At 60.9% G+C, this 21,839-nt stretch carries 22 protein-coding genes and 2 pseudogenes; 10 read left to right on the top strand and 14 right to left on the bottom strand.

All coding sequences use genetic code 11. The features are described 5' to 3' along the window. Window positions 1–13: 13 nt before the first annotated feature. Genes O3W47_RS20430 through O3W47_RS20420 form a run of 3 tightly spaced genes read right to left on the bottom strand, consistent with a single transcriptional unit; the run spans window position 14 to window position 3,176 of the window. Window positions 14–391, bottom strand: a complete 378-nt coding sequence (locus O3W47_RS20430; RefSeq protein WP_003509263.1) for a Na+/H+ antiporter subunit C — start codon at window positions 389–391, stop codon at window positions 14–16. After that, window positions 391–810 (bottom strand): Na+/H+ antiporter subunit B, encoded by a 420-nt coding sequence (locus O3W47_RS20425; RefSeq protein WP_059753875.1) that lies wholly within the window; start codon window positions 808–810, stop codon window positions 391–393. Before O3W47_RS20425 ends, O3W47_RS20430 begins: the two co-directional genes overlap by 1 nt. After that, the gene (locus O3W47_RS20420) at window positions 807–3,176 is read right to left on the bottom strand and encodes a putative monovalent cation/H+ antiporter subunit A (protein ID WP_269314485.1); all 2,370 of its coding nucleotides are present in this window, start codon (window positions 3,174–3,176) and stop codon (window positions 807–809) included. The genes O3W47_RS20425 and O3W47_RS20420 overlap by 4 nt, the downstream gene beginning before the upstream one ends. Before the next feature lie 200 nt (window positions 3,177–3,376). Between O3W47_RS20420 and msrB the strand changes: the two genes are divergently transcribed. Beyond that, the gene (gene msrB / locus O3W47_RS20415; RefSeq protein ID WP_137003087.1) at window positions 3,377–3,784 is read left to right on the top strand and encodes a peptide-methionine (R)-S-oxide reductase MsrB; all 408 of its coding nucleotides are present in this window, start codon (window positions 3,377–3,379) and stop codon (window positions 3,782–3,784) included. Between the two features lie 184 nt (window positions 3,785–3,968). Here the strand turns inward: msrB and O3W47_RS20410 are convergent, their stop codons facing one another. The 5 genes from O3W47_RS20410 to O3W47_RS20390 all read right to left on the bottom strand — a co-directional run bounded on the left by O3W47_RS20410 (window position 3,969) and on the right by O3W47_RS20390 (window position 6,700). Continuing rightward, entirely contained in the window at window positions 3,969–4,466 is a 498-nt protein-coding gene (locus O3W47_RS20410; protein WP_269314484.1) for a GNAT family N-acetyltransferase, read from the bottom strand. Between the two features lie 117 nt (window positions 4,467–4,583). After that, complete coding sequence (trhA, locus tag O3W47_RS20405) at window positions 4,584–5,252, bottom strand: PAQR family membrane homeostasis protein TrhA (RefSeq protein ID WP_080817408.1); 669 nt, start codon at window positions 5,250–5,252, stop codon at window positions 4,584–4,586. A 300-nt stretch (window positions 5,253–5,552) separates the two neighbouring features. Continuing rightward, the gene (locus tag O3W47_RS20400) at window positions 5,553–5,873 is read right to left on the bottom strand and encodes a TraR/DksA family transcriptional regulator (protein ID WP_035260908.1); all 321 of its coding nucleotides are present in this window, start codon (window positions 5,871–5,873) and stop codon (window positions 5,553–5,555) included. 120 nt (window positions 5,874–5,993) lie between these two features. Next, window positions 5,994–6,404, bottom strand: coding sequence for a universal stress protein (locus O3W47_RS20395; protein WP_003522284.1), 411 nt, complete (start codon window positions 6,402–6,404; stop codon window positions 5,994–5,996). 47 nt (window positions 6,405–6,451) lie between these two features. Continuing rightward, window positions 6,452–6,700, bottom strand: coding sequence for a hypothetical protein (locus O3W47_RS20390; protein WP_003522283.1), 249 nt, complete (start codon window positions 6,698–6,700; stop codon window positions 6,452–6,454). Here O3W47_RS20390 and O3W47_RS20385 point away from each other — a divergent pair. Beyond that, window positions 6,683–7,543 carry a VOC family protein gene (locus tag O3W47_RS20385; RefSeq protein WP_080818781.1) on the top strand — a complete coding sequence of 287 codons (861 nt, stop codon included), beginning with the start codon at window positions 6,683–6,685 and terminating at the stop codon, window positions 7,541–7,543. The two genes, O3W47_RS20390 and O3W47_RS20385, sit on opposite strands and share 18 nt — an antisense overlap. A gap of 86 nt (window positions 7,544–7,629) precedes the next feature. Continuing rightward, window positions 7,630–8,828 (top strand): annotated as a pseudogene (locus tag O3W47_RS20380) (AI-2E family transporter). 247 nt (window positions 8,829–9,075) lie between these two features. Here the strand turns inward: O3W47_RS20380 and O3W47_RS20375 are convergent. From O3W47_RS20375 to O3W47_RS20360, 4 genes are all read right to left on the bottom strand, one after another. Next, on the bottom strand, window positions 9,076–10,155 hold the full coding sequence (locus O3W47_RS20375; protein ID WP_269314482.1) for a bifunctional transcriptional activator/DNA repair enzyme AdaA: 1,080 nt from the start codon (window positions 10,153–10,155) through the stop codon (window positions 9,076–9,078). A 255-nt stretch (window positions 10,156–10,410) separates the two neighbouring features. Beyond that, window positions 10,411–11,136: a polysaccharide deacetylase family protein gene (locus O3W47_RS20370; protein WP_269314481.1), complete on the bottom strand. Its 726-nt coding sequence runs from the start codon at window positions 11,134–11,136 to the stop codon at window positions 10,411–10,413. Between the two features lie 53 nt (window positions 11,137–11,189). Further along, complete coding sequence (locus O3W47_RS20365; RefSeq protein WP_269314480.1) at window positions 11,190–12,098, bottom strand: dihydrodipicolinate synthase family protein; 909 nt, start codon at window positions 12,096–12,098, stop codon at window positions 11,190–11,192. 105 nt (window positions 12,099–12,203) lie between these two features. After that, window positions 12,204–12,605, bottom strand: coding sequence for a DUF930 domain-containing protein (locus O3W47_RS20360; RefSeq protein ID WP_003494410.1), 402 nt, complete (start codon window positions 12,603–12,605; stop codon window positions 12,204–12,206). Window positions 12,606–12,841: 236 nt separating this feature from the next. Between O3W47_RS20360 and O3W47_RS20355 the strand changes: the two genes are divergently transcribed. From O3W47_RS20355 to O3W47_RS20335, 5 genes and pseudogenes are all read left to right on the top strand, one after another. Further along, entirely contained in the window at window positions 12,842–14,941 is a 2,100-nt protein-coding gene (locus tag O3W47_RS20355) for a S9 family peptidase (protein WP_269314479.1), read from the top strand. A 495-nt stretch (window positions 14,942–15,436) separates the two neighbouring features. Further along, complete coding sequence (locus O3W47_RS20350; RefSeq protein ID WP_174022218.1) at window positions 15,437–16,447, top strand: ABC transporter substrate-binding protein; 1,011 nt, start codon at window positions 15,437–15,439, stop codon at window positions 16,445–16,447. Between the two features lie 237 nt (window positions 16,448–16,684). After that, window positions 16,685–17,593 (top strand): ABC transporter permease, encoded by a 909-nt coding sequence (locus O3W47_RS20345; RefSeq protein ID WP_065115145.1) that lies wholly within the window; start codon window positions 16,685–16,687, stop codon window positions 17,591–17,593. Beyond that, window positions 17,586–18,691 (top strand): annotated as a pseudogene (locus tag O3W47_RS20340) (quaternary amine ABC transporter ATP-binding protein). Before O3W47_RS20345 ends, O3W47_RS20340 begins: the two are co-directional and overlap by 8 nt. A 375-nt stretch (window positions 18,692–19,066) precedes the next feature. After that, window positions 19,067–19,354, top strand: a complete 288-nt coding sequence (locus O3W47_RS20335) for a hypothetical protein (protein ID WP_080817417.1) — start codon at window positions 19,067–19,069, stop codon at window positions 19,352–19,354. A 10-nt stretch (window positions 19,355–19,364) separates the two neighbouring features. On the opposite strand, the gene dmeF is transcribed toward O3W47_RS20335, so the two are convergent. Beyond that, window positions 19,365–20,384: a CDF family Co(II)/Ni(II) efflux transporter DmeF gene (dmeF, locus tag O3W47_RS20330; RefSeq protein ID WP_269314478.1), complete on the bottom strand. Its 1,020-nt coding sequence runs from the start codon at window positions 20,382–20,384 to the stop codon at window positions 19,365–19,367. A 20-nt stretch (window positions 20,385–20,404) separates the two neighbouring features. Next, window positions 20,405–20,677 (bottom strand): Ni(II)/Co(II)-sensing transcriptional repressor DmeR, encoded by a 273-nt coding sequence (gene dmeR / locus O3W47_RS20325; protein ID WP_003509296.1) that lies wholly within the window; start codon window positions 20,675–20,677, stop codon window positions 20,405–20,407. Between the two features lie 127 nt (window positions 20,678–20,804). On the opposite strand from dmeR, the gene O3W47_RS20320 reads away from it, so the two are divergent. Both O3W47_RS20320 and O3W47_RS20315 read left to right on the top strand, forming a co-directional pair. Then, on the top strand, window positions 20,805–21,167 hold the full coding sequence (locus tag O3W47_RS20320; protein WP_269314477.1) for a hypothetical protein: 363 nt from the start codon (window positions 20,805–20,807) through the stop codon (window positions 21,165–21,167). Window positions 21,168–21,279: 112 nt separating this feature from the next. Continuing rightward, window positions 21,280–21,693 carry a MerR family transcriptional regulator gene (locus tag O3W47_RS20315; protein ID WP_003522268.1) on the top strand — a complete coding sequence of 138 codons (414 nt, stop codon included), beginning with the start codon at window positions 21,280–21,282 and terminating at the stop codon, window positions 21,691–21,693. Window positions 21,694–21,839 lie beyond the last annotated feature (146 nt).

Raw genomic sequence — 21,839 nt, 5'->3', positions numbered from 1 at the left:
TCAGCCTCGCCGCTCAATAACCGAGCGGCGGCAAGGGCTCGCCGGCGGGTTCTGCGGTGCGCATTTCGTCCGTATCGTCGGTCTGCAGTTCCTGAAACGCACGCCAGGTCAGCACCAGAAGGAAACAGAAGAAGGAAAAGGAAATGACGATGGCCGTGAGGATGAGCGCCTGCGGCAGCGGATTAGCCGCACCGGCGGGCAGCGTGTCCATGCCGGGCGGAATGATCGGCGGCACTTCGCGCGTCAGCCGTCCTGCCGTGAACAGCAGAAGGTTCACCGCATTGCCGAGAATGGCGATGCCGAGCAGCATGCGGATGCTGTGGCGCGACAGCATGAGATAGATCGCCACCGAAAAGAAGATGCCGACGAGAATGGAGAAGACCGCTTCCATCAGTCGCTTTCCCTTTCTTCCAGCGCCAGCGCAATGGAGGTGATGGCGCCGACCACGACGAGATAGACACCGATATCGAAGGACATGACGGTGGAGAGCGGTATTTCGACGCCGAACAGGTTCGGATAGACCCAGAGCCCGGTCATGAAGGGCACGCCGGCGGCGATGGAAACGAGGCCGGAAAGCATGGACAGCAGCAGCCCCGCCCCGGCGATGGCGAGCGGATGAAACATGATGGCGCGCCTGACTGCGGTAACGCCATAAGCGATGCCATAGATCGCCAGCGCCGAGACGGCGATCAGGCCGCCGATGAAGCCGCCGCCCGGCTCGTTATGGCCGCGCAGCAGCACGAAGATGGAAAACAGCACCATGAGGCTGGTGACGACAGGGGCGACGGTGCGCAGAATGAGCGTGTTCATGCCTGCGCTCCTTTCTTCTTCGCGGTTTTGGCCGATCCCTTGACGGCAGCAGCCGGGCGGATGCGGATCAGCGCGAGAATGGCAAGACCCGTTATCATCACGACAGCGATTTCACCGAGCGTATCCGTGCCGCGGAAGTCAACGATGATGACGTTGACCACATTGGCGCCGTGGGCGATGACCTTGGAATAGGTGTTGTAGAAGTCCGTCAGGCGGTTGTCGAAGCTCGCCTGCGTCGCGCGCATCAGGAACAAAGCGAAGCCCGTTCCGCAGGCGATGGCGATGGTGCTGTCCAGCAGCTTCTGGCCAAGGCCGCGATGGTCTGACGGCGACAGGCGAAGCCGCGTCATCACCAGCGTCAGAATGACCACCGACAGCGTCTCGACCATGAATTGCGTGAAGGACAGATCGGGCGCGCCGAAGAGCAGGAAGATGACCGCCACCGCAAAGCCCTGAATGCCGAGCGCGATGATGGCGGTGAGCCGGCTCGACGCCGTCAGCACTGCGATGAGCCCCGCCACGGCAATGGCGATGAAAGTCAGCTCATGGACCGGCATATCGCGCGGCCAGGACGGCATGGACGGCAATTCGCCATAAAGGAACAGCGGCACCAGAAGTACGGCGGCGATGACGGCGAAGGTGGCGGTAACGTAAAATTCCAGCCTTCCCGGCTGAATGAGCCGGGTGATATGGAACGAGACTTTCACCAGCATGTCGATGAACACGTCAAAGCCCCTGTCCGGCCCCGCCCCCAGCGCCTTGAAGGTGCGGTCGATCAGTCCACGGACGACGGAAAGCTGCGTATAAAGGACGATGCCGAGCGCGATGGTGAGCAGCGACAGGCCGAGCGGCACGCCGACATGGGGGATGAGCGAGATTTCCACCGGGCGCGCCTCGCCGGCAATGGCGCTTGCCATCGGGGTGGAGATGTAGAAATGCGCGATGCCGGAAAAGAGCGCGATCGTCAGCCCCTTCAGCGCCAGAAGCGCCGGGCCGAGCCAGAGCAGCAGCAGGCCCTCATGCGCGTGTTTCGGGGTCTTCACCGGCTTGCCGAGGAAGGGTTTCAGCGCCACCGCAAAGGCGACGGCGAACATCAGTCCGTTGCCGAGGATGGCGATGCCGGTAAACAGCACGGCGCGTGGATTGCCGTGCGCCAGCGCGTAATAAATCTCTTCCTTGGCGAGAAAACCGAAGAAGGGCGGCAGGCCGGCCATGGAAATCGCAGCCGCCAGCGCCGCCGCGAAGGTGATCGGCATGGCTTTTCGCAGGCCGCCGAGCTTCGTCACGTCGCGGGTGCCGGTCTCATGGTCGATGATGCCGGCGACCATGAACAGCGTGCCCTTGAACAGCGAATGCGCCACCAGATAAAGCACCGCCGCCTCGATGGCATGGTCGGAGCCGAAACCCGTCAGCATGACCAGCAGGCCGAGCGACGACACCGTGGTATAGGCGAGCATCAGCTTGAGATCGGTCTGGCGCACGGCCAGCAGCGCGCCGGTGAGCATGGTCAGCCCGCCGAAAAAGGGCAGCAGGATCTGCCAGGCGGCGGTATCGCCGAGAACCGGGTTGAGCCGCATCAGAAGATAGACGCCGGCCTTCACCATGGTTGCCGAATGCAGATAGGCGGAGACCGGGGTTGGCGCTTCCATGGCGTTGGGCAGCCAGAAATGGAAGGGAAACTGCGCCGATTTGGTGAAGGCGCCGCCGAGAACAAGAAGCAGCGCGGCCAGATAAAACGGGCTGTCGCGCAAGACATCGCCGCCGCGCACCAGCATCGACAGTTGCGTCATGCCGCTGATATCCCAGATGAAAATCAGCCCGGCGAGCAGCAGCAGACCGCCGCCGCCCGTCACCACCAGCGCCTGCAGCGCGGCGCGGCGCGAGGCGGCGCGCTCATGGTCGAAGCCGATCAGCAGGAAGGAGGTGATGGAGGTGAGTTCCCAGAAAACGAACAGCATCAGCAGGCTGTCGGAAACCACGACGCCCAGCATCGCCCCCATGAAGAGCAGCAGGAAGGACAGGAACCGGCCCTGCTGCGGGTGGCCTTTCATATAACCGCCCGCATAAAGCACGATCAGCAGGCCGATGCCGGTGATCAGCAGCGCAAAGGTCAGCGACAGGCCGTCGATGAACCAGGAGAAGCTGAGATTGAAGCTCGGCACCCAGGCATAACCGCCGGTCACCACCCCGCCTGCCGCGATATCCGGCAGCATCAATGCAAAATGCGCAAAAGCGAGAGCAGGCGCAATCGCCAGGACCCACGCCGCATTGTGACCGAACCTTTTAACCAGGACGGGTGCGGCAAGCGCTGCCAGAAACGGCAGAAACAGCGACAGGAATGTCAGCGGCGTGACATCGGATGTCATTCACATCTCCCGGGATGTCCCCCACCCCTGCGCGCCAATAATGGCGTTCTTTAAAATCGATTTTTCCAGTTAAGGCATAGACAAAGCCATCTCAACCCAAATCGACACTCCCGACCCATAACGAACGCGTTATGAGGCGTCGCCCCTTTCAATCTGCGGCGGCGATGACTATTTGAGGCGGGAACAGAAAGGATCATTCCATGAGCGATCTGACATCCCCCAAAGTCAACAAGACCGATGCCGAATGGCGTGAGCAGCTGACGCCGGAGCAATATCGCATCCTGCGCGAACACGGCACCGAGCGCGCCTTCACCGGGCCCTATTGGGATACATTCCAGAAAGGCCTCTATCGCTGTGCGGCCTGCGACGAGCCGCTGTTCCTCTCGGATACGAAATTCGATGCCGGCTGCGGATGGCCGAGCTATTTCGAGCCGGTAAAGCCGGGCGCCGTGACGGAACATCGCGACGCCAGCTACGGCATGGTGCGCACGGAAATCCGCTGCGCCAATTGCGGCGGCCATCTCGGCCACGTCTTCCCGGACGGCCCGAAGCCCACCGGCCTGCGTTACTGCATCAACGGCCATTCGATGGTGTTCGAGCCGATTTGATTGGCAAAACCGTGCCGCGAATTTCTTCTCCCGCCGGGGAGAAGGTGGCCCGAAGGGTCGGATGAGGGGGCGACGTTGCCGGATTTCGGAGAGCTTGCCCCCTCATCCCGTTGCCGCGGACTTCTCCCCCGCGGGGAGAAGAAACAAGTGGTACCCGCCCGTTCCACAGATTGCCTTTAGTCTCTCAGCCTAATTTCAGCTCCATACACGTCAAATCCAGCCAGCGGCCGAACTTGGTGCCGACTTCCGAAAACCGACCGACGACCCTGAAACCGAGGCTTTCATGCAGGCGGATGGAGGCGGTGTTTTCCGCCTCGATGGCGGCGATCAGCACATGCACATCGTTGCCCGAGGCATGATCGATCAACGCCTGCATCAGCTTTTTGCCGATACCGTGGCCGCGCGCATCCTTATGCACATAGACCGAATGTTCGCGGGTGTGGCGATAACCGTCGAAAGCGCGCCAGTCGCCATAGGAAGCATAACCTGCGACCTTGCCTTCAAGGATTGCGACGATGACCGGAAAGCCGCGTGACTTGCGGGCGGCGAACCATTCCTTGCGGTTTTCCAGATCGACCAGCACGTCGTTCCAGATCGCGGTCGTGTTCAGCACCGCATCATTGTAAATCTCCATGATGCCGGAGAGATCGTCCACGGTCGCGTCGCGCAGTTGCACGCTCATTGTCGTTCACCCTTTTTCCTGCTTGCAGCGGCGGTATTTTCGGCCGCCATCTGCACGAGGATTAGGCGATGATGCGAATGGCTGTCCAGTACCCATGCCGCCATCGGAGCGCATTCTTCAGGATGCCAGCGGCACGAGGCTGAAGGAGGTGACCACGGCGAAATAATGAACGGCGGCGGCGGCGACCACGAAAGCGTGCCAGATGGCATTCTGGAAGCGCAGCTTTTCCCAGACATGGAAGATGACGCCGAGCGAATAGATGACGCCGCCGGCAACGATCAGCCAGAGCGTGACGGGGGCGAGATGCGACGACAGCGGCCCGACCACCATGACGCCGCTCCAGCCCATGGCGAGATAAAGGCCGATGGCGACCCGGTCGTAACGGCCGGGGAACAGGCATTTGAGCAGGATGCCGCACAGCGCCGCAAGCCAGATCAGCCCCAGCATGGCCGCAATCAGCGGATCGTGGATGCCGCGCATCAGAAAGGGCGTGTAGGTGGCGGCGATGAGGATGAAGATCGCCGAATGATCCAGCCGGCGCAGGAACCATTTTACGTTCGAGTGCGGCCAGATATTGTAGGTGAAAGACACGGAAAGACAGGCGACGAGGCCGAGACCGTAAATCCACGCGGCGGCGATCGCGCTGAGCGTCCCCCAGACCATCGCGTAAAAGATCAGCGCCGTGGCGCCGATAAGGGCAAACACGATGCCGACACCGTGGACGATGCCATCGGCGACAATCTCGTGAAAATCATACTGGCGCCCGAACCGCCATAAATCGCTCATAGTCCAATCCCGTCTGCGTGCTTTCATCAAAGCATGGAGACAATATTAGACAGGAACAAGACAGCGCCCGGTTAACGGCAATCAAATTGCGTTCGAGGCTGTTGCGAAAAGAGAGGTGCAGGTTGCCCTTCGGCCGAACAATTGCCTGTAGAGTAAGCGGTAGACGCTTGTTTCTTCTCCCCGCCGGGGAGAAGTCCGCGGCAGGGTAGACGTGTTCGGAGAGCTTGCCCCCTCATCCGGCCCTTCGGGCCACCTTCTCCCCGGCGGGGAGAAGAAACCCAGTCACGCTTTCCCCTGCCCTCACAACGCCGCAGCGCATTCCTGGCAAAACGGCGTATAGGGCACCGCCTTCAGCCGATCCTCCGAAATCCGCTTGCCGCATTTGACGCAGGTGCCGAAGGTGCCGCTGGCGATACGGTCGAGAGCTGCGTCGATGGCGCGCAGCTCGTCCTGACCCACCTGCCCCAGCTCGTCCAGCACCTCGTCATTGCTGCGTTCGGTGGCGCGATCCTCGTCATCGGGATTGCGAGGCTCTTCGAAATCGGCCTCGATTTTGTGCAGGCGGCGATAAAGCTCGCGCTGGCGGTCACGCAGGATTTTCTCGTAACTTTCGACATTCATGTTTTTTCCTCCAGCCCATCTTCTTGTATCGCCGCATTCCCAGACGGAAAACCGGATTCCACTTTTCCTGGGAATGCTTGGGGGCGGAAAACCCGCCCGCAACCCTCAAACGTCAGGCTTTTATCGGTCCACCAGCACCGAGCATTTGGCATGGCGCACCACGCGGTCGGCGGTGGCGCCGATGAAATAATTGCTGAAATCCGGCGTGTGCGACGCGATGATGATGAGGTCGGCCTTGTGCTCCTCGGCGGCGGCGATGATTTCACGCGCGGGCGCGCCGCTTCTGATTTCCTGGCTGCCCTTGAAACCGGCCCTGGTCTTGATGTCCGAAAGCTTGGTCTTGGCGTCCTTGATGGCGTTTTCGATCAGGTCGACAGGCAGATCGATCGCCATATAGCCCGGCAGTTCCTCGACAACATTGATGAGAACGATCTCGCCGTCCGGGTCCAGAAGCGCCTTGGCCTTTTCGAGAATCTTTTCCCCCTTGTCGGTGGCGCTGAGGTCTACCGGTACGATGATCTTCTTGTACATGGCTGTCTCCTTTGGCTTGATCCGCCGTTTAGCGTGTCGGGCTAGGCTTATATTTCCCCTTCGGCAGGGCCTTCACCTTGATCGAAGTCAAAGCCGGAGCCGGGCCGGAACGGGGCATTGTCAACGAATAGTGGACGGTCAATCGCCAGACGACGATCTTTGCTGAACGACGAAACCAGCCCATATTCGCCTTCGACAAACGCCGCAAAGCGGCGTCGGCCGATGGTTTCGGCGACCGATCCGCCCCAGGGCGCTTCGGATTCAATATGGAGATCATGATGAGTGAAATCAAACAATTCGCCCTGACGCGGCCGGCCTATGTCGGCCAGGCGCATCTCGTCGTTCACGATCTGCCGCGCGTTTCGGATTTTTATCAGAAGATCATCGGTCTTTCCGTGCTTGAAAAGAACCCGAGCGGTGAAGTGCTGGGTGTCGGCGGCCAGCCGCTGCTCACGCTTTCCACCTCCGGCACGGCGGAACGCGCGCCGCGCAACGCGGCGGGCCTGTTCCACACCGCCTTCCTGATGCCGAGCCGGAACGATCTGGCCCATTGGCTGGCGCATGCCGCCCATAACAATGTCCAGTTTCAGGGCGCGTCCGACCATCTGGTCAGCGAGGCGATCTATCTTGCCGACCCGGAAGGCAACGGCATCGAAGTCTATCGCGACCGTTCGCCGGATGAATGGACCTACCAGCAGGACGGCACGGTGGAGATGGCCACCCTCGGCCTCAACCTTCAGGCGCTTTACGACAGCGCGCCGAAGACGGCCTTTACCGGGGCGGCGGAAGGAACAGCCATCGGCCATATCCACCTGCAGGTCGGCAACATTCCGCAGGCGGATGAATTTTATCAGGATGTGCTGGGGCTGAAGATCATGGCGCGTTATCCCGGCGCGAGCTTCTTCGGTTCCGGGGCCTATCACCACCACGTCGCCGCCAATATCTGGAACAGCCGGGGTGCTGCGGCCCGCAAGGACAATATGACCGGCCTTTCCGGCTATTCGCTGACCTTCAACGAGCCGGCCGCGCTTGAGACGGCGATTGCCGCCCTCGACCGGCTGGAAATCGCCACCGAACGGCAAAGTGACGGCATTGTCCTCAAAGATCCGTGGGGGATCGGCCTAAAGCTTTCCGCATAAACACAAAAAAGCGGCGGCAGAAATTTCTGCCGCCCCGGAACCGCCACATTTTTCGAACGTTTGTCCCCTTATTGGGGGACCGTTCGATGAATGAAAATGCCAGGCCGGACAAGACCGGCAGCTTGGTCAACACCGCGGCAACCGCTGCGGCACGACGGCCGCAACCGCTCTAGCAACAAGAGCGGACCCGCTGGAAGTGCCGGCATCCGGCTCACGGCGTGACGATGCGCGCAGCCAGCAGCCGCTTGGCCGCGAAGCGCTGGATGTGGTTGTCGCCTGGTCGGTGATCGGCATATTCCTCATCATGCTGATGGCGGTCATCCATGAATTGTCGCTCATCCTCATTCCGGTGGTTATGGCCATCGTGGTGGGCATGATCCTCGGCATCGCCGCCGAAAAGCTCGGTTCCTACGGCATTCCCGGCTTTGGCGTCGCGCTCATTCTTTCGAGCCTCGTGGCGGCGGTGATGTTCTTCGTCATCAATTCACTCACCGAACCGCTCTCGCTCCTTGCTTCGGAAGGCCCGGCGCTGGTGGAGCGCAGCATCGACCGTTTCCTGCCCTATCTGCAAAGCCTCAGATGGCTGAATATTTCGGCGGCGAGTTTCAGCATGGGATCGATGTCGATGGAGTCGCTGATTTCCCGCAGCGGCGAAATCATCTCGCTGCTCGGCGCCAACGTCACCCCCGCGGTCATTCAGGGCCTGATCTTCCTCGCCGCGCTGCTGATGTTTCTCTATAGCCGGTTGCGGCTGCGCAAGGCGATCATCATGGCCTTTCCGGCCCGCCACCAGCGGCTGCGCACCATCCGCATCATCGGTTCGGTGGAAGAGGTGCTCGGCACCTATTTCGCCACGGCGGCGCTGATCTATGCCGGGCTTGGCGTGACGATGGTGGTCATCGCCTATTTCGGCGGACTGGCCATGCCGCTTCTGTGGGGGCTGTTCGCCTTTCTCTCCAGCTTCGTGCCGTTTCTCGGCATCACCGCCATGACGATTTCGCTGACGGTGGCGGGCATCATCACCCATGACAACATCATTCTGGCGCTGCTGCCGGCGGCGATCTTCTTCACCATTCACCTGTTGATGGAAAACCTCGCCTTTCCGGCGGTAGTGGGCCGCAACATGGAGATAAACCCCTTCCTCGTCTTCGTGATGATCATCTTCTGGACGTGGATGTGGGGCGCGGCCGGGGCCATGCTGGCGCTGCCGCTGTCGCTGATCGTCATGACGGTGACGCGGGAACTCTTCCCCTCGCGCCGGGTGGTGCCGAAATTGCCGGATTAAGCACGGCTTCAACGGCAGGCGCGGGCGCGTGGGGTTTACCCCCCTCTGCCCTGCCGGGCATCTCCCCCTCAAGGGGGAGATCGGCAGGAGGCGCTACCGTCATTTCATTCTCAACGTTGAGATGGGCGAAACCTCGCCGCAGATCGATCTCCCCCTTGAGGGGGAGATGCCCGGCAGGGCAGAGGGGGGTAAACCCCACGCGCCGAGCGTCAATCAACAACCTCCTGAAAACCAGCAGCCAGACCGCTCAGGAAGCGAGCGGCATTCCCTGCGCGCTCGCCATGCGGCGCTCGTGCTCGATCAGCCATTTCTTCCGCCACAGCCCGCCGCCATAGCCGGTCAGGCTGCCATCCGCGCCCAGTACACGGTGGCACGGCACGACAATCGCAATCTGGTTCGCACCATTGGCGCGGGCCACTGCGCGCACGGCGGATGACCTGTCCATGGCGGTTGCGAGCGAGGAATAGCTGACGATCTCACCCGCCGGAATTTCCCGCAGGTTGCGCCAGACATCGCGCTCGAAGGGCGTGCCATGGCCGGCAAGCCGGGTTTCAAAGGCGGCCGAATGCCCGGCGAAATAGGCCCTGAGTTCCGCTTCGATCTGCCCGGTCACGGCCGTCCGGCCGAGCACCATATCCGCGCCGGTGCGCGTCTTCAGCCGCTTCAGCTCGGCCGGAAGCGCCGGCCGGTCGGCGAATTCGAGGAGATGCAGGGCGTGATCGTCGGCAACGGCAAGCATCGGGCCAATCGGCGTATCGATCCAGTCGCCCTTCAAAAAACCCTTGCCTTTCATGGCGGCGGGCGAAGAGCCGAAGAACTGGTTGATGGCGGCGCGGAAACCGCTGCCGGATTCGTAACCGGCATCGATCTGCGCGCCGATCACCGCTTCGCCGGAAGCGAGGCTTTCCGCCGCGCCGCCGACCCGTCGCAATCTGGCGATTTCCAGAAAGCTCATGCCGAAACGGCGCTTGAAGGTGCGGCGCACGGTGGAAGGATCATGGCCCATCGCCACCACATCCTCCTCGCGCCAGCGCCGCGCCGGTTCGTTTTCCAGCGCCGTCAGCAGCGACGTCACAGTCTCATCGGCAGAGCCATAGGCGAGCATCGGCTTGCAGCGTTTGCAGGGACGGAAACCGGCCTCCAGACATTCGGCGATGGTCTCGCGGAACCGGCAGTTTTCGATCTTCGGCTTTCGCGCCGTGCAGGTGAAGCGGCAGAAAATCTTCGTCGACGTCACACACACATAGGCCACGCCCTCATAGGCGGGGTCCTTGTTCACAAGGGCGGAATAGAGCGTTTCGGTGTCGGGGCGTTTGAACAGCATCATGGGGAGGATGCTAGCGCAAATTTAAGCGGCACGCCGCCGAAAAACGGGCATGGATGTGGGGGATGTTGTCGGCTCGTTTCGTCCGCGCCGCTTGGCCAAGCCGGTGCGGCATATTTCTTCTCCCCGCAGGGGAAGGTGGCGCGCAGCGCCGGATGAGGGGGCGACGGTGGAGAGATGCGGGAAGCTTGCCCCCTCATCTGCCCTTCGGGCATCTTCTCCCCGGCGGGGAGAAGAAACGGGCGACAACCTTGCGGGTCAGTTCCCCGGCGGTGCAAAGGATGGGTCGTCCAGCCGGGCGAAGATGACGCCGTGGGCTTTCAGCGCCAGAAGGCCTTTCACCACGCCCTCGCCCGCTTCATGGGTGGGCTGGTTGATGTGGGAGATGATGACGTCGCCATCTTTTGCCGAGGCGATGTGTTTTGCCGTCATGGCCGCACCCAGCAGCGAACCGCCATCGCCATTGACGGAATAACCGGCCACCCGCATGCCGAGCCGGTTGATGGTGGCCATGGAGGACCTGGTATATTTGGCCGTCGCACCACGGAACCATTGCGGTTGCAGGCCGGTGGCGGCGACGATGGCCTGGCGGCCGCCCTCCACTTCCTGCTCGACCGCCGCTTCCGAACCGGCGGCGGCGATGCCGTAGATGGAAACCGGCTTGTCCACCGCCGGCACATGGTTTTCGCCGTGGTTTTCGATCTCGAACAGATCCGGATGCGCCATGAGGACGGCGAGCGCCTCGCCATTGTGTTTCAGCCAGCGGGCGGTAACGAAGATCGTTGCCGGAATGCGCTCCTTCACCAGCGTATCGAGAATGCGGTGATCGGTCTTGCCCATGCAGGCGTCCAGCGTCATTGCCACCCGCACCTTGCCGTCATGCTGCGGCGTCAACTTCAGCGTCGGCTCGACAAGGCCGGTGCCCGCGAACGCGGCGGATGAAGCAGAGACGAACAGGGCGGCAATGAAGAGGCGACGCAGCATTTTTGGTTTTCCGAAGTGTAAGGACGTGGCAATCCGCCCGCAAAGCGCCCGAATTATGGCGCGGTTTCCAGCGCGGACAGGGCGTCCAGCGCCTCTTCCACCCGCTGGCGTTCCGCGCTGGTGAGCGGCAGGATCGGCCGGGGCGGTTCGCACGCCGTCAGTTGCAGAATGTTGGCGGCGGCGTAAACCACGCGGATGCTGCCGAATTCCTTGAACAGCGCCCAGAGCGGCTGGAAGGCCGCATCGATCCTCTTTGCCTCTTCCACATTCTTGGCCTGAGCCGCCCGCATCAATTGCAGGGCTGGAACCGGCAGCAGGCCGGCAACCACGCTGTACCAGGTGTCGCCGCCGGCAAGCGTGGCCTCGGCGCAGCCCCAGTCACCGCTGTACCCGATGGCGAAATCATCCGACAGCTTCGGTCTCAGCCGCGCAAGCTCGCCGGCATAATCGGAATCGGCCGGCAGCGGCATCTTGATGGCGCGGATATTGGGGATATAGGCAAGCCGCACCAGAAGTTCGTCGCTGAAGGTAAAGCGCGTTGTCGTCGGGTTGTTGTAGATGGCGAGCGGCAGGGCCGTTGCGCCCGCCACGGCGGCGAAATGGTGATAGGCCTCTTCCTGCGTCAGCGGCGTGTAGGAGACGGGTGCGAGCAGCAGCGCATCGGCGCCGGCGGCTTCCGCATCCCTGGCCAGCGCCACGGCCTCATCGGTGCGCAAGGCGCCGACGCCAGCCATCAATATGCGCTTGCCCCTGAGGATCGCCGCTGCCGCCTCGATGGCGCGGCGTCTTTCTTCCCGCGTGAGATACATATAGATGCCGGTGCTGCCGAGAATGCCGACGGAATCGACCTCCGCCGCATCCAGCCGCTCGATCAGCGCGGAGAAGGCCTGCGTGTCCACCCGCCCGGCCTCATCGGCCGGCGTGATCGGAAAAGCCGAAAGTCCCTTGAATCGTGTCGCCATGCCCGTCTCCCTCGCTTTGATCGGCAAGCAGGGTTACAGAGCCGGTGGCGGAGCGGCAAGAAAAGCGGCGGCTAAACCCCTGCCCGCAACAGAAAAAATCCTTGCTTAGTCATAAAGATACAACTTCTTCCACTGCTCCTCGGGAATCCTGTCGCCAACGCGGTAATCGAAGGACTGGATGCTGAGGCTGTCGCTCTTCAGCTGGCACTTGTATTTGAGCTTGTACCATTCGCCGGAACTTCTAAAGACCGCGCCCGGCGCCTTGATGGAGTTCTTCCCCACTTCCGGATCGCCGAAAGTATAGGCGATGACCTTGTCCGGCCGCATGCCCTTCTGCTCCGTCGCTATCCTCTCCATCGCCTCGATATCGCAACGCTGTTCCAGGCGCTCTTCCGGAGCGAGCGCATTCAGCTGCCGCATGACGCTGGCGTCGATCGCGAAAGCGGGAGTAAAGGCCTGCAAGCCAAGGAAAAAGGCAGAGAGGGCAGCGGGAAGAAGCTTTCGCATGGGATCCTGTCAGTTTTTTCGTTTGTTTTTGTGGTGGGCGGCAGGCCGGGTGGCCTGCATCCATCATCGCTGATTTGCCGGATATTGCCAAAATGTGATCGAAAGCTGACCAAATTGTGCCCAAGCCGCATAACGTCTGTGGAGATTTGAAACTTGATCGGCCGGTAGGGTCACTCTACATCTTGGTGCCACACCCTGGTATCGCCCATGGATTTTTACAGGAAAGCGAGTTTCCCTTGCCGATTTTCAAGAACCTGCCCGCCGCTCCGACCGCCGAAAAACGGCCCGTTCAGGACACGCATCACGGCATTACCCGCACCGATGATTACGCATGGTTCCGGGCCGATAACTGGCAGGCCATGTTCAAGGACCCCACCCTGCTCGACCCGGCCATCCGCGCCCATCTGGAGGCGGAAAACGCCTATATGGAAGCGGCCATGGGTGACACCAAGGCACTTCAGGAAAAGCTGTTCGAGGAGATGAAGGGCCGCATCAAGCAGGACGATTCCTCCGTGCCCGTCAATGACGGGCCTTATGCTTACGGGACATTGTTCGTGACCGGCGGCGAGCAGCCGCATTATTTCCGCACCCCGCGCGGCGGCGGCGAAAAACATGTGCTGCTTGATGGTGACAAGGAGGCCGAGGGCAAGGATTATTTCCGGCTTGCCGGCCTCGACCAGTCCTCCGATCACAGCCACGGCATTTGGGGTTACGACGACAAGGGCTCGGAATATTTCACGCTGCGCATCCGCAACCTCGAAACCGGCGAAGATCTTGCCGATATCGTCGAAAACACCGGCGGCGGCGGGGCCTGGGCGCCTGATGGCAAGAGCTTCTTTTATACGCTGCAGGACGAGAACCACCGTCCCTCCAAGGTTTTCCACCATATTATCGGCCAGCCGCAATCGGCAGACCGTCTGGTCTATGAGGAAAAGGATCCCGGCTTCTTCATGGGCGTCGGCGCGTCGGTTCTCGACGATTTCATCTTCATCGACATTCACGACCATGAAACCAGCGAATATCGCCTTCTCTCCACCAGCGACCTGACGGCCGAGCCTGCTATCGTGGCAGAGCGCGAAGAGGGCATCGAATATTCGATGTGCGAAGGCGGCGATGTCTTCTTCATCCTCACCAATGACGGCGACGCCAAGGATTTCCGCATCGTGGAAGCGCCGGTCACAGCACCGGGCAAAGAGAACTGGAAAGAGATCGTCCCGCATGAGCCGGGCCGTCTCATTCTTTCCGTCGATGCCTATGCCCGTCACCTGCTCTGGCTTGAGCGCCGCGACGGCCTGCCGCGCATCGTCATCCGCGATCGTCGCACGGGCGAGGAACATTCCATCGCCTTTGCCGAAGAGGCCTATTCGCTTGGCCTGCATGGCGCGGCGGAATATGACACCGACGTCATCCGCTTTTCCTATTCCTCGATGACGACGCCGAGCCAGCTGTTCGATTACGACATGGTGACGCGCGAGCGAACGCTTCTGAAGACGCAGGAGGTACCCTCCGGCCACAATCCTGATGATTACATCACGCGCCGCATCATGGCTCCTGCCCATGACGGCGAGCTGGTGCCGGTCTCGCTGCTTTACCGCAAGGATGTGGCGCTTAACGGTTCCGCCCCCTGCCTGCTTTATGGTTATGGCGCTTACGGCATCACCATTCCCGCCTCCTTCTCCACCACCACACTGTCGCTCGCCGACCGTGGTTTCATCTATGCCATCGCACATATTCGCGGCGGCAAGGACAAGGGTTTCGAATGGTACGAAACCGGCAAGATGGAAGACAAGCAGAACACCTTCAAGGACTTCATCGCCGCTGCCGATCATCTGGTTCAGGAGGGTTTCACCTCCTATGACCGCATCATCGCCGAAGGCGGCTCGGCCGGCGGCATGCTGATGGGGGCTGTCGCCAATATGGCGCCGGAAAAATTCGCCGGCATCATCGCCGCCGTTCCCTTCGTGGACGTGCTGACCACCATGCTTGACGACACGCTGCCGCTGACCCCGCCGGAATGGCCGGAATGGGGCAATCCGCTGGAATCGGCAGAGGAATATGGCTGGATCGCCGCCTATAGTCCCTATGACAATGTCAGCGAAAAACCCTATCCGCCGCTGCTGGCGCTTTCCGGCCTCACCGACCCGCGTGTGACCTATTGGGAGCCGACCAAATGGGTGGCGAAGCTGCGCGAAAAGACGACGGGGGAAGCGCCGATCCTGCTCAAGACCAACATGGCGGCGGGCCATGGCGGCAAGTCCGGCCGTTTCCAGCGGCTGGAAGAAATCGCCTTCGAGTATGCCTTCGCGCTGAAAGTGGCCGGCAGGGACGCCGTGTGAGACCTTGATTGCGAAACGGGCGGCGACGGAGCCGCCGCCCGAGCCAAAACAGTATGAAAATACCTTCAAAAAACCTCTTTCTGAATATTTTTTCCACAAAAACGCATCGCTTGCTTTTCCTTTAACTTCACTTTGCTGATGCGTGGATTTTTATTTCGTATTACTAAAAATCATAATAAACTTCAGTAAATTCCAAATATATTTCATGTATTACGCCACCTGAAAAAATGTTCCGAAAATCGAATGCATGGCTGCGATGCGCCATTTTTCGTTGCAATATCACTTTTTGGCCGTATTATGCCGGTCGTTGACATATTCATGCGCCTTTCCGCCGCGTTTCTCGCGGCAATCCTGCAGCACGTCTTGCGGATATTCTTGATGCCGGTTTTTTCGGCTTTCCCATGCGCCATGTCAGTTCGCCCTTGGCAATCCGGGCTTTGCAGTGCTCCCGCTTTGCCAATTGAAAACACTGCATCAGACTTGGGGGTCTTACACATGAAGAAACTCCTCGCCTCGACCATTCTCGTAACGGGCTTCATCATCGCTGCCGGTGCAGCAAATTCCGCCAATGCCGCCGAAGAGTGCGGCAGCATCTCCATCGCCGAAATGAACTGGGCATCCGCCGGTGTCGCGGCTTATGTCGACAAGTTCATCATGGAAAACGGCTATGACTGCACGGTCAATGTCGTCAGCGGCGATACCATGCCGACCTTCGCCTCCATGAACGAAAAGGGCCAGCCGGACATGGCGCCCGAATTGTGGGTGAATGCCGTGCGCGAGCCGCTCGACGCCGCCGTCAAGGATGGCCGCATGATCGAAGCATCGAAAATTCTTTCCGAAGGCGGTATCGAAGGCTGGTGGATCCCGAAATTCATCGCCGATGAACACCCCGATATCAAGACCGTCGAGGATGCGCTGAAACATCCCGAGCTCTTCCCCGCCCCGGAGGACGCCAGCAAGGGCGCCGTGCACAATTGCCCCTCCGGCTGGAACTGCCAGGTGACCACCACCAATCTCTACAAGGCACGCGAAGGCGACAAGAAGGGCTTCACGCTGGTCGATACCGGCTCCGCCGCCGGCCTCGACGGTTCGATCGCCAATGCATTCGAAAAGAAGCAGGGCTGGCTCGGCTATTACTGGTCGCCCACCGCCATTCTCGGCAAATACGAGATGGTGAAGCTGGATGACGGCGTCGAACTCGACCGCGCCCATTTCGACGAGTGCACGGCCAAGGTCGATTGCGCCGACCCCAAGGTCAACGCCTATCCGGTGGCCGATGTCTTTACCGTCATCACCAAGGATTTCGAAGGCAAGGCCGGGGTGACGATGGACTACATCAAGGCCCGCAACTGGGACAACAAGATGGTCGCCGAAATCCTTGCCTGGATGGATGAGAACCAGGGCACCAACGAGGATGGCGCGGAATATTTCCTCGAGAACCATGAGGAAATCTGGACGAAGTGGGTTCCGGCCGAGGTGGCGGAGAAGATCAAGGCTTCGATGTGATTGCAGGCGGGGTTGGCGCAAGCCGCTTACCCCCCCTCTGCCCTGCCGGGCATCTCCCCCTCAAGGGGGAGATCGACCTGCGGCGGGGTATCGCCCATCACAAACGTTGAGAATTGGAAAAGGGTGCGCCCTGCTGATCTCCCCCTTGAGGGGGAGATGTCCGGCAGGACAGAGGGGGTATCCCAGCCTCCGTCGCCCGCCGCACCATCCTCAAAACCCAAAGGGAAAACAACAATAATGGCCCTCTGCAATTACCTGCCGGACCTGCTCTGCAAGTTCCCGGCAATCGATAACTCCACGATGCGTGTGGCACGCAAGACCATCGACGATGGTTTTCGCGATATCGTGCGCAATTACGGCGATGCAATCGATGTCGTCGTGCATCCGCTGCAGCTCTTCCTCAATTCCTCGGAGCGGCTGTTCATCCAGACGCCGTGGATCATCACGATGCTGGTCATTCTCGCCATCGTGCATCTGGCCGGGCGCAGCTTCAAGATCACCGGCGGCACCGCCATTTCCCTGCTGATGATCGGCGCGGTCGGCCTCTGGCGAGACGCCATGACGACGCTGTCCATCGTCGCCATCGCCACCCTGATCGCCATCGTCATCGGCCTGCCGCTCGGCATCCTGATGGGTCGTTCCGAACGCCTGCAACGCCTCATCAATCCCGTGCTCGACGTGATGCAGACCCTGCCCAGCTTCGTTTATCTCATCCCCGTGGTGGTGATTTTCGGCATCGGCAAGGTTCCGGGCCTGATCGCAGTGGTGATCTATGCCATTCCGCCGGTCATCCGGCTCACCAGCCTCGGCATTCGCCTTGTGGACCGGGAAGTGCTTGAGGCGGCCGATGCCTTCGGCTCCTCCAATGGCCAGAAGCTGTTCAACGTGCAGCTGCCGCTGGCACTGCCCACCATCATGACCGGCATCAACCAGACCATCATGATGGCGCTCGCCATGGTCGTCGTCGCCTCCATGGTCGGTGTCGGTGGGCTCGGCAAGAACGTGCTGCAGGCCATCAACAACCAGTTCTTCACGGTGGGCTTCCTGAACGGTTTCGCTCTGGTCGCCATCGCCATCATGTTCGACCGGGCGAGCCAGGCTTTTGGCAAGCGCCTGCAGAAATACCGCGAGGTCTCCCATGGCTAAAAGCATCGAAATCAAGAATCTTTACAAGATCTTCGGCAAGCATCCCGAGAAATATCTCGAAGCGGTGCGGTCGGGCATGGACAAGGTGGAGCTGAACGACAAACACAACCACGTGCTTGGCCTCAACAACATCAACATCACCATGCCGGGCGGCAAGATCACCGTCGTCATGGGCCTTTCCGGCTCCGGCAAGTCGACGCTCATCCGCCACATCAACCGGCTGATCGACCCGACCGCCGGCGAGGTTCTTTATGACGGCGAAGATATTTGCGGCATGAGCACCTCGGCGCTCAGGAAGTTCCGCCGTCACAAGACGGCAATGGTGTTCCAGAAATTCGGGCTGCTGCCGCATCGCACGGTGCTGGAAAACAGCGTCTACGGCCTCGACATCCAGGGCGTACCGCGCAAGGAAAGCGAAGAAAAGGGCCGCTACTGGCTGGAGCGGGTCGGCCTTGCCGGTTACGAGGATTATTATCCGAACCAGCTCTCAGGCGGCATGCAGCAGCGGGTGGGCCTTGCCCGGGCGCTTGCCAATGACGCCGATATTCTGCTGATGGACGAGGCCTATTCGGCGCTCGATCCGCTGATCCGTGTCGATATGCAGACCATGCTGCTCGATCTGCAGCAGGAGCTGAAGAAGACCGTGGTGTTCATCACCCATGATCTCGACGAGGCGCTCAGGCTCGGCGACCACATCGCCATTCTCAAAGACGGCGAAGTGGTGCAGCAGGGCGACGGCCAGAGCATCATTCTCTCCCCGGCCGATGGTTACGTCACCGAGTTCGTGCGCGACGTCAATCGCGGCCGCGTGCTGCAGGCGACCACGGTGATGGAGCCGCTGGAAAGCCGCCCCGAGGGCATGCCCGTGCCGGAAACCGCGACGCTGGAAACCATTGCCCGCGACATGTCGGAAGCCAACGAGACCACCGCGCATGTGGTGGACGAGGACGGCAAGCCGGTCGGCAGCATCGGCCTCGATACGCTGGTGGCTGCGATGGTGACACCCGCGCCGCAGGAGGTTGAGGCGGAGGTGAAACGGCGGAGGAGCCGGAAAAGCTCCAGGAAACGGTTGTGCCGGTGGAGAAGGAAACGGCGTAATCCGGCACCGGACGGATTGGCCGCGTCCGCGAGATTTCCTCTTTCCGTCATACCGGCCTTGAGCCGGTATCCAGCCAGCCCAAGTCCTTGGGCTGAAAGGACTCTCCCGCCGCGCAGACGCGCGTCGGCTGGATTCCGGCTCAAGGCCGGAATGACGGGAGTGAGGTATTCACGGCGCCAGAAATTTAAACCGGACTGCAATGCCGCGAGGGACAAAGCTGGCAATCGCCTCCTGCCCCGTCTTCACTATGCAAAAACGAAGCACTACTTCGCCGGCTGTCAACCCTCGGCGGTCGCTGCAGCGCAGCAAGCGCAAGTTTCGGACAAGTCGCCGCCGTTAACCATTCGTTAACTTTTGAACGCGGAATCACCGACATGCAGATCGAAAGCAATATTGGCGGATATAACTATCAGGGTCGCATCCGCGACATCGAAAAAGCTGGCAGCGCTCAAAGCGCGCCGGAGGAGCAGGCGGTAAAACGCGGCCCCGGCAACCCCACCGTTTCCAGCACCATTCTTTCCCAGTCGCTGGCCAATGTTCTGTGGGCCGTCGGCAATGGCAGCGCGCCCGCTTATCAGGATGCGGCCGCGGCTTCCCCCGAGGACAAGGCGGAAGCCGAGGTGGAATGGGTGCGCAGCGCCTATTCGGAATATACCGAATAAGCGATTCCAATCAGGCCCTTGCTGGGCTCACTTCCACCGTCACATGCGAGAGTTCATGTATGGCGGCAAGTTTCTGCTTATAAAAAGCCGGCGCTTTCGGCGCCTGCGAATGGATCGCCACGATGGCGGCGTGATGCCCCGGCCCGACCTGCCAGACATGCAGGTCGGTGATGCGATCCTCTTCCGTCTCCACGCTTTCCCGGATTTCCTGCGGCAAATCCTCCGCCGGCGGCAGCGCGTCGAGCAGGGTCGTCGCCGTGGAGCGGATCAGCCCCCATGACCAGCGGGCGATGACCAGACCGCCAACGATGCCCATGGCCGGATCAAGAAACGACCAGCCGTTCCACTTGCCGAGCAGCAGCGCGACGATGGCGAGAACCGAAGTCAACGCATCCGCCAGCACATGCAGATAGGCCGCGCGCAGATTATTGTCCCGCCCGCCCTTTGCGCCGTGGTCCGCATGGTGACCGGCATGGGAGCCGTGATCGTGATGGGCGTGGCTGCCATGGCCATGATGGGCATGCGAACCGTGGGCGTGGCCATGCCCATGTCCACGATCGTGGTGATGGTCATCCTTCAAAAGCACGGCGCTGAGGAGATTGACGGCAAGGCCGATGATGGCGACGAGGATAGCCTGATTGAAATCGATTTCGACGGGATTGACGAGGCGCATCGCGCTTTCGACGGCAATCAGCAGCGCCACCACCGCCAGCACGATGGCGCTGGCAAAACCCGCCAGATCGCCGAACTTGCCGGTGCCGAAGGTGAAGCGCGGATTGCGCGCCTCGCGGCGGGCATAAAGATAGGCGAGCGCCGAAATCAGCATCGCGCCGGCATGGGTGGACATGTGCCAGCCATCCGCAGTCAGCGCCATGGAGCCATACCAGTGGCCGGCAACGATTTCCGCCACCATCATGGCCGCGGTCAGCGCAATGACCATCCAGACGCGCCTTTCATTGCGCTCATGGTTCTGGCCAAGGAAAACATGGTCGTGACCGGCTGCTGCACGGTGTTCGGATGTCGTCGTCATGTCGCTAATCCTGTTCGATTTTACCGGATGTAGGTCTTCAGCACCTGGGCCAGTTCTTCCGCCGCCCGCGCCCGCTCGTCTTCGTTTTCGGCATGCACCACATGCTCGTGCAGATGCTCCTGCATCACCTCCCCGGTCAGGCCGGAAAGCGCGCCGCGCACCGAAGCGAGCAATTGCAGCACCTCGCCACAGGGCTTGGCATCGTCCAGTGCGCGCTCCACCGCCTCCATCTGCCCTTTCAGACGGCGGATGCGGGCGAGAAGCTTCTCCTTGTTGCGGATCGTATGGGACATGGGCACCTCATATACTATAGGGGGGTATACTATATGAGTGAGTTTTTCCGTTCAAGCCCCGTGCGACGCAATCCTCGCGAATGTTTCGGCCATTAAAAATACCCCATGAAACTTAGGGGACTCAGTCATGACGACTATTGCAGCAACCATCAGCAGCTATCATCCCACTCCGATCCGGAGCATTGAGCCGGCAAAGGGCAAGGAAACCCACTCCACCACCGAAGCCCTGCTGGAGCTGACGCGCGCCGCGCATCGCACCATTTCAAGCGTCGAAAGCACCGCCACGGCCGTCGCGCCGGCCGCCGCCAGCGTTTCCACCGGCCTTGCCGCAGCGCTCTGGAACCTCGACAGCGGCGCTTCCACGACGACCGCACCCGCTCTGGACATGGGCGACATGGCCGCATCGGCACAGCCGGAAACCGCATCCAGCATCGAGAACGATGTCCTCAAGGCGCTCGCCCAGGCGCTTGGTGTGGATGAAGCCGCCTGAGACCCATTGAACGGCAGGCGGAAAAGCCATATCTCTAGAGACTAGAGCATCGCACCCGGACCGGTGGAGCCGCCCGTTCTGCCGTCGCTGCACCCGAGATATGGAGAAAAAGATGCTGTCCATCGGTGAACTGTCCAAACGCACCGGCGTCAAGGTGCCGACTATCCGTTATTACGAGCAGATGGGCCTCATCCGCGAAGCCGACCGTTCGGACGGCAACCAGCGCCGTTACGAAAAGACCGACCTCGAAAGACTGGCCTTCATCCGCCATGCGCGCGATCTCGGGCTGAACATCGACGCCATCCGCGAACTGATCGCGCTTAGCCAGCACCGGCAGATGCCCTGCGAAGGCGCGGACCGCATCGCCGCCGAACACCTCGCCCATGTGCGCGAAAAGATCGCCAGCCTGAAGAAGCTGGAGCACGAGCTGGAGCGCATCGTCTCCCATTGCCACGGCCATTCGATAGAGGATTGCTACGTCATCCGCGCGCTTTCCAATCACGGCATGTGCGAGGGTGAACATTGATCGGAAAACCGGGCTTGACAGATTGCGGATTCGGGCGCATTGCATGTCCCATGATCAACGAACGCGCACCCATCTCCTGCTCGTACTTTTGGGCCTACCTCTAAGGGCGGCTCGACAGATCATATTGTCAACAAGCCGCCGTCAGG

The organism is Agrobacterium sp. LMR679 (assembly GCF_027157905.1).
Classification (GTDB): domain Bacteria; phylum Pseudomonadota; class Alphaproteobacteria; order Rhizobiales; family Rhizobiaceae; genus Agrobacterium; species Agrobacterium leguminum.
The sequence above is the reverse complement of the archived record's forward strand: the minus strand, read 5'-3'. Positions and strand labels throughout refer to the sequence as shown.

Excerpts from the sequence above, each read along its gene's own strand:
- O3W47_RS20430 (WP_003509263.1), bottom strand. The coding sequence starts at position 391 with ATGGAAGCGGTCTTCTCCATTCTCGTCGGCATCTTCTTTTCGGTGGCG.
- O3W47_RS20425 (WP_059753875.1), bottom strand. The coding sequence starts at position 810 with ATGAACACGCTCATTCTGCGCACCGTCGCCCCTGTCGTCACCAGCCTC.
- O3W47_RS20420 (WP_269314485.1), bottom strand. The coding sequence starts at position 3,176 with ATGACATCCGATGTCACGCCGCTGACATTCCTGTCGCTGTTTCTGCCG.
- msrB (WP_137003087.1), top strand. The coding sequence starts at position 3,377 with ATGAGCGATCTGACATCCCCCAAAGTCAACAAGACCGATGCCGAATGG.
- O3W47_RS20410 (WP_269314484.1), bottom strand. The coding sequence starts at position 4,466 with ATGAGCGTGCAACTGCGCGACGCGACCGTGGACGATCTCTCCGGCATC.
- trhA (WP_080817408.1), bottom strand. The coding sequence starts at position 5,252 with ATGAGCGATTTATGGCGGTTCGGGCGCCAGTATGATTTTCACGAGATT.
- O3W47_RS20400 (WP_035260908.1), bottom strand. The coding sequence starts at position 5,873 with ATGAATGTCGAAAGTTACGAGAAAATCCTGCGTGACCGCCAGCGCGAG.
- O3W47_RS20395 (WP_003522284.1), bottom strand. The coding sequence starts at position 6,404 with ATGTACAAGAAGATCATCGTACCGGTAGACCTCAGCGCCACCGACAAG.
- O3W47_RS20385 (WP_080818781.1), top strand. The coding sequence starts at position 6,683 with ATGAGTGAAATCAAACAATTCGCCCTGACGCGGCCGGCCTATGTCGGC.
- O3W47_RS20375 (WP_269314482.1), bottom strand. The coding sequence starts at position 10,155 with ATGATGCTGTTCAAACGCCCCGACACCGAAACGCTCTATTCCGCCCTT.
- O3W47_RS20370 (WP_269314481.1), bottom strand. The coding sequence starts at position 11,136 with ATGCTGCGTCGCCTCTTCATTGCCGCCCTGTTCGTCTCTGCTTCATCC.
- O3W47_RS20365 (WP_269314480.1), bottom strand. The coding sequence starts at position 12,098 with ATGGCGACACGATTCAAGGGACTTTCGGCTTTTCCGATCACGCCGGCC.
- O3W47_RS20360 (WP_003494410.1), bottom strand. The coding sequence starts at position 12,605 with ATGCGAAAGCTTCTTCCCGCTGCCCTCTCTGCCTTTTTCCTTGGCTTG.
- O3W47_RS20350 (WP_174022218.1), top strand. The coding sequence starts at position 15,437 with ATGAAGAAACTCCTCGCCTCGACCATTCTCGTAACGGGCTTCATCATC.
- O3W47_RS20345 (WP_065115145.1), top strand. The coding sequence starts at position 16,685 with ATGGCCCTCTGCAATTACCTGCCGGACCTGCTCTGCAAGTTCCCGGCA.
- O3W47_RS20335 (WP_080817417.1), top strand. The coding sequence starts at position 19,067 with ATGCAGATCGAAAGCAATATTGGCGGATATAACTATCAGGGTCGCATC.
- dmeF (WP_269314478.1), bottom strand. The coding sequence starts at position 20,384 with ATGACGACGACATCCGAACACCGTGCAGCAGCCGGTCACGACCATGTT.
- dmeR (WP_003509296.1), bottom strand. The coding sequence starts at position 20,677 with ATGTCCCATACGATCCGCAACAAGGAGAAGCTTCTCGCCCGCATCCGC.
- O3W47_RS20320 (WP_269314477.1), top strand. The coding sequence starts at position 20,805 with ATGACGACTATTGCAGCAACCATCAGCAGCTATCATCCCACTCCGATC.
- O3W47_RS20315 (WP_003522268.1), top strand. The coding sequence starts at position 21,280 with ATGCTGTCCATCGGTGAACTGTCCAAACGCACCGGCGTCAAGGTGCCG.